The organism is Kutzneria sp. 744, assembly GCF_000568255.1.
Taxonomy (GTDB): Bacteria; Actinomycetota; Actinomycetes; order Mycobacteriales; family Pseudonocardiaceae; genus Kutzneria.
Genome location: NZ_KK037166.1, coordinates 6,722,519 through 6,726,990, shown reverse-complemented (window position 1 = coordinate 6,726,990; position 4,472 = coordinate 6,722,519). Strand labels below are relative to the sequence as shown.

At 72.5% G+C, this 4,472-nt stretch carries 3 protein-coding genes and 1 pseudogene; all 4 read right to left on the bottom strand.

Annotated features, from left to right (window positions below; genetic code table 11):
• Window positions 1-773, bottom strand: a 773-nt coding sequence (locus KUTG_RS61830) for a DUF5336 domain-containing protein (RefSeq protein WP_052395595.1), incomplete at its 3' end; no start/stop codon positions are given.
• A gap of 181 nt (window positions 774-954) precedes the next feature.
• Entirely contained in the window at window positions 955-1,842 is an 888-nt protein-coding gene (gene sucD / locus KUTG_RS30695) for a succinate--CoA ligase subunit alpha (RefSeq protein WP_043721699.1), read from the bottom strand.
• A 3-nt stretch (window positions 1,843-1,845) separates the two neighbouring features.
• On the bottom strand, window positions 1,846-3,015 hold the full coding sequence (gene sucC / locus KUTG_RS30690; protein ID WP_043721698.1) for an ADP-forming succinate--CoA ligase subunit beta: 1,170 nt from the start codon (window positions 3,013-3,015) through the stop codon (window positions 1,846-1,848).
• A gap of 335 nt (window positions 3,016-3,350) precedes the next feature.
• Window positions 3,351-4,472: pseudogene (locus tag KUTG_RS54065) on the bottom strand (hypothetical protein); the annotation flags it as partial.

The window sequence follows — 4,472 nt, the reverse complement described above, 5'->3', positions numbered from 1 at the left end:
TCCAAACACGAAGAATCAGCCCTGCGGCGGGGCGGTGAAGCCGCCGGGCGGGGTGCCGGGCTGCTGCGGCTGCTGGCCGCCGGGGGCGGACGGCGGCGGCGCGGGCTGGCTGAACTGGCCCGGGTGGGACATGAACTGGGTCGGGCTGCGGCGCGGGGGCCTGCTGCTGCTGTTGCTGCTGCGGGGCGCCGTACTGGCCCGCCGGGCTGCTGCTGGGGCTGCGGCACGACCTGGGTGGCCTGGCCGTAGCCGGGCTGGGCGAACGGGCCGCCGGGCTGGCCGGGCTGGGGCTGCGGGAACCCGCCGGTCTGCGGGCTCCACTGGCCGGGCTGCTGCGGCTGCTGCGGCTTGGGCGCCGGGGCGCTGATGATGCCGGCCTCGACCAGGTAACCGCCGACGGCCGCGACGGCGGTCAGCACGCCGAGGACGAGGACCAGGTAGGCGCCGAACGCCGTGGCGCCGGCGGTGAACACCGTGAACAGCAGCGGCAGCGTGACCGCGACGGCGACGAGGCCGGGCAGGAAGCCGGGCTTGGCCGGCGTGCCGGGCAGCAGCACCTGGGCCGACAGGCCGCCGGCGATCAGGTAGAGCGCCGGGATCCAGCCCAGGCCCACGGCGTAGGCGGACGCCGCCGGGGCGAACGAGAAGAAGCCGGCCACGAGGACGAGCACCGACAGCCCCGCGGCGGCCATGTGCAGGAGCTTGTCGAGCTCCTGGGTCGCCGCCGGCCTGGCGGCCGGGGTCGGTGCCGGACCACCGGAGGGGAAGGTCATGGGTGTGCTCTCCCTTGGTCTGGACAGCGCGTCGACGAAAACGCTATCGGATTCACTCGGTAGGACGTACGCCGACCATGCCCGGTTCTCCTGGTCGGCTGAGAACACACTGTGGAAGAAGAGGCCCCGACAAGCAGCGAGGCGGCCCGCCAGCAGCGGACCGCCTCACCCGAACGACGACTCAGAGCGCGGCGATGATCTCCCGCATGAGCTGGGCGGTCTCGGACGGCGTCTTGCCGACCTTGACGCCCGCGGCCTCAAGGGCCTCCTTCTTGGCGGCCGCGGTGCCGGCGGAGCCGGACACGATCGCGCCCGCGTGGCCCATGGTCTTGCCCTCGGGCGCGGTGAAGCCGGCCACGTAGCCGACGACCGGCTTGGTGACGTTGGCCTTGATGTAGGCCGCGGCCCGCTCCTCGGCGTCGCCACCGATCTCGCCGATCATCACGATCGCCGCGGTCTCGGGGTCGTTCTGGAACGCCTCGAGCGCGTCGATGTGCGTGGTGCCGATGACCGGGTCGCCGCCGATGCCGATGGCGCTGGAGAAGCCGAACTCCCGCAGCTCGTACATCATCTGGTAGGTCAGCGTGCCCGACTTGGACACCAGGCCGATCTTGCCGGGGCCAGCGATGTCGGCCGGGATGATGCCGGCGTTGGACTTGCCGGGGCTGATGATGCCCGGGCAGTTCGGGCCGATGACCCGGGTCTTGTTGCCGGTGGCCACGGCGTGCGCCCAGAACGCGGCGGTGTCGTGCACCGGGATGCCCTCGGTGATGACCACGGCCAGGCCGATCTGGGCGTCGATCGCCTCGATCACGGCGGCCTTGGTGAAGGCCGGCGGCACGAACACGACGGTGACGTCCGCGCCGGTGGCCTCGATGGCCTCGGCGACGGTGCCGAACACCGGCACGACCTGGCCGTCGAAGTCGACCTTCTCGCCGGCCTTGCGCGGGTTCACGCCGCCGACGATGTTGGTGCCCGAGGCGAGCATGCGCCGCGTGTGCTTCATGCCCTCGGAGCCGGTCATGCCCTGGACGATGACCTTGCTGTCCGCGGTGAGGAAGATAGCCATCGGTCAGACCCCCGCAGCCGCGAGCTCGGCGGCCTTGTCGGCCGCGTTGTCCATCGTGTCCACCACGGTCACGAGCGGGTGGTTCGCCTCGGCGAGGATGCGACGACCCTCGTCCACGTTGTTGCCGTCCAGCCGGACGACCAGCGGCTTGCTGGCCTCGTCGCCGAGGATCTCCAGCGCCTTGACGATGCCGTTGGCGACCGCGTCGCAGGCGGTGATGCCGCCGAAGACGTTGACGAACACCGAGCGCACGTCCGGGTCGCCCAGGATGATCTCCAGGCCGTTGGCCATGACCTCGGCCGAGGCGCCGCCGCCGATGTCCAGGAAGTTGGCCGGCTTGACGCCCTTGTGCTTCTCGCCCGCGTAGGCGACGACGTCCAGCGTGGACATGACCAGACCGGCGCCGTTGCCGATGATGCCGACCTGGCCGTCCAGCTTCACGTAGTTGAGGTGCTTGGCCTTGGCCTTGGCCTCCAGCGGGTCCTCGGCCGCGTGGTCGACCAGCTCGGCGTGGGTGCCGTGGCGGAAGGCCGCGTTCTCGTCGAGGGTGACCTTGCCGTCGAGGGCGACGATCTTGCCCTCGGGGTCGCGCACCAGCGGGTTGACCTCGACGAGGGTGGCGTCCTCGCCGACGAAGGTCTGCCACAGCTGCACCAGCACGTCGGCCACCTGGTCGGCGACCTCGGCCGGGAACTTGCCGGCGGCGACGATCTCGTCGGCCTTGGCCCTGTCGACGCCCGTGATGGCGTCGACCGGGATCTTGGCCAGCGCGTCGGGGCGCTCGACGGCGAGCTGCTCGATCTCCATGCCGCCCTCGGCCGACGCCATCGCCAGGAAGGTGCGGTTGGCCCGGTCGAGCAGGAAGGAGACGTAGTACTCCTCGGCGATGTCCGAGGCGGGCGTCACCAGCACCTTGCGGGTGATGTGGCCCTTGATGTCCAGGCCCAGGATGGCCTCGGCCTTGGCCTCGGCGTCATCGGGGGTGTCGGCGAGCTTCACGCCGCCGGCCTTGCCGCGGCCGCCGGTCTTGACCTGCGCCTTGACGACGACGGTCTGACCGAGCTGGGCCGCGATCTCGCGAGCTTCGGCGGGGGTGGCGGCCACGGAGCCCGGCAGCACCGGTACTCCGTGGGCGGCGAAGAGATCCTTCGCCTGGTACTCGTACAGGTCCACTCGGGTCTCCTGCGACGTCGGTGTCGGACGTGGCCGCGCGCTAGGTCAATGGGGCGGTAACACCCGAGGAAAACCACTGGACAACGGCCTCGCCCGACCCTATCGGCCTGCGGAACGTCTCCGCGCCCTGGGGGCGGTGAGGTGCCTTACAACGGCAGTGAGGTCAGTCACCGTGCTTGTCTCCGCGCGTTCCGCGCGGGGCGAGGCCGCTGAAGATCCGGTGCCTTCGCTTGCCGGATTTAGCCCGCCGCGTCGGCTCGGGTGGCGGGGCGCGTCGGGTGGCGGCGGCCGAAATCCGCCAACCACTCCAGGCACCGGCGCGGCCTCGCGACTCCCTAGTCCAGGCCCGCTGATTCACCCTTTGCGGACATCGCCAGGAACCCGCCGACAACCAGGACCAGAGCGCAGGCGACGGCCAGCCAGGTGCCCAGCGACGGGACGGAGCCGGCGGCGCGAGCGCCCGTGAAGACGAACTCCAAGGCCCGGACGACGGCGACTCCGGCGGCGCCGAACAGCAGCGCGGCGCCCCGGGAGGGCCGGGATCGGGCGGCCAGCGCGGCGGCGGCGATCACCGCGAGCACGGCGACGACCGCGCCGGTCGAGGCGATGCGGAACGTCCACAGGCCGGCGGACTCGTACTCCGGCCCGGTGACGGCCGGAAACCCGAAGGCGCCGATGGCCAGCAGCGACGCGACGGCGGCGACCCAGCCGAGCACGGGACGAGACGCCAGTTCGGACAGGTCGACGTCCTCCCGCTCCAGCGCGCCGGCCAGCGTCGCGATGATCACGGCGACCAGGGCCAGCAGCACGGCCAGCGCCCCGAACCACACGCCGGCGCCGGGGGTGGCCTTGCTGGTGATCACGCCGGTCGCCGACAGCACGTTGTCGAAGCCGCTGGCCACGGCCAGCGCGATGCCGGCGCAGGCGACCGTGAACGCCGGCCGCACCAGCGCCGCCCAGGCCGGCACCAGCAGCCCGACGGCGAGCACGCCCACCAGGATGCTGGCCGGCGTGAGCAGCCGGATCGCGTAGTTCTCCGGCACCGCGGCCCCGTCCGGCAGGGACAGCAGCGGCAGCGCCACGGCGACCAGCCCGGACGCGGCGGCGACCAGGCCGACGACGCCGGCCCCGATGTGCAGGTTGCCCCGCCCCGGCAGGTCAACGTCCTCGTCGAGGGACTGCTCCCGCCGCCCCACCGAGACGAAGGCGAACGGCACCAGCAGCGCGACGCCGACCAGGGCGATCCACGGCCCGGCCGACGGGTGCAGGTCGTCGATCACGAAGCCGGCGACGGCCGGCGGCAGGCCGACGACCAGCGCGGCCAGCCCCACGCCGACGATGCCGCCACGGACCGAGTCGGCGTCGCCGGAGGTCGCCGCGACGGCTGCCCCCGCCGGCATCACCAGGGCCACCAGTAGGCCGCCGACCAGGGCCAACGCCGGCGAGTCGAACACGCC